The organism is Saccharopolyspora sp. 6M (assembly GCF_020176775.1).
GTDB lineage: Bacteria > Actinomycetota > Actinomycetes > Mycobacteriales > Pseudonocardiaceae > Saccharopolyspora_C > Saccharopolyspora_C gregorii.
This window is the reverse complement of record NZ_JAIUJZ010000220.1, coordinates 1-1,607: the sequence shown is the minus strand read 5'-3', so window position 1 is coordinate 1,607 and position 1,607 is coordinate 1. Positions and strand designations below refer to the sequence as shown.

General features: G+C 80.4%; 1 pseudogene. It reads right to left on the bottom strand.

What is annotated here, in order from left to right:
- Positions 1–161: 161 nt before the first annotated feature.
- A pseudogene (locus LCD31_RS24775) lies at positions 162–1,607 on the bottom strand (hypothetical protein); the annotation flags it as partial.

Genomic DNA, 1,607 nt, shown 5'->3' with positions numbered 1-1,607 from the left:
GGGCGCCCCCCCGGCCCCCGGGGGGGGCCGGGCGGGGGGGGGGGGCGCCGCCCGCCGCGCGCCCCCCCCCGCCCCCCCCCAACCTATCCCCGGCCCCGGGGGGCGCGCCGGGCCGCGGGCCCCCCCCCCCCGGTGCCGGGACCTCCCCGGCCGGTCTCCGGTCAGCGCGGGAAGCGCCACCAGCTCGGCGGGACGGTCGGCGGCAGCACCGGTTCCAGGATCGGCAGCCGCCGCTCGTCCGGGGCCGGTTCCGGTTCCGGGGACTCGGGCGGCCGGGTGGGCTCCGACGACGGGGGTTCCGGCGGTGCGGAGGTGCCCGGTCCGGTCGGGACGGGCGTCGGTGCCTGCGTCGGTTCGGAGCCGGGCGTCGGCTCCGGGGCGGGCGCGGGGCCCTGGCTCGGCGGCGCCCACCCCGGCAGACCAGGCAGGCCCGGAAGACCAGGCAACCCCGGCCGACCAGGCGGGCCCGGCAGCTCCGGCAGGCCCGGGACCTCCGGCGGACCAGGTCGCTCGGGCAGCCCCGGCACGTCCGGCAGCCAGCACGGCCACTCCGCACCGTCCGCCGGACGCAGCGGCCACAGCGGCGGCAGCGGGCAGTCCGGCTCCGGCCGCGGGCGCCACGGGAACCACAGCCGGGTGGTCACCGCGGCGCTGTCGTTCGCGGTGCCGAGCCGGGCGCGCACCGGGATGGTGACCTCGCGCTCCTCGCCGTCCGAGGCGCCGCGCGGTTCCACCGGCAGCCCGGCCAGCCACAGGTGGCCCCGGTAGGACTCGCCCGGGTCCAACTCCGCCGAGCAGCGCAGCTCGTCGTCCGACGGCAGCAGGTCGCACGCGGGCGGGATCCCCAGCGCGCGCGCACCGGCGGGCAGCACCGCGACCGCCTCGGCCCGGCCCCGGGTCACGCCGGTGTTGCGCACGTCGAGGTTCAGCCGCAGCGGCGGGCCCTCCGGTACCTCGTCGCCCAGCAGCAGGTCGTGCAGCGGGTGCGCCGCCGCCGACACCGACACGTCCACCCCGTCCCCGGAGCGCATCAGCACCTGGATCCGGGACAGCGGCAGGTCCAGGTCCGCGCCCGCCACGATCCGCGCGCCGATCTCGCCGCCGGTGGCGTCGGCCGCGGCCGTCACGTGCAGGTCGAAGGTCAGCTGCTCACCCGGTTCGAGGCCGCGCTCCGAGGAGCACTGCAGCCCGCCGTCCCAGCTCTCGCAGCGCACCCCCGGGCCACCGGCCGCCTCGGCGGCGCGCGCGGTGCGGGCGGACGCGGGCGCGGTCCCCGCGGGACCGGACTGCTGGGAGGTCACCCCCGGGATCTCCGAGCTGACGCCCGGCGGCAGCGACAGGATCGCGGTCACCGGATCGGACGGGCCGGTGCCGTCGTTGCGCACCGTGATCGGCAGGTCCGCGGGGTCGCCGCCCGGCACCAGCGTCAACGGCTCCGTCGGGCCGTGCGCGTCCAGCTTCGGCGTCGGCGCGGCGGGCGCCGGAGCCGGTGCGGGAGCCGGCTGCGGAGAGGGCTGCTGCGGGGCCTGCGGGCTGGCGGCGGAGCTCGCCGACGTCAACGGCGGCCTGCGCGCGGTGATCGCGCCGCTGGTGATCGGCACCGGTGC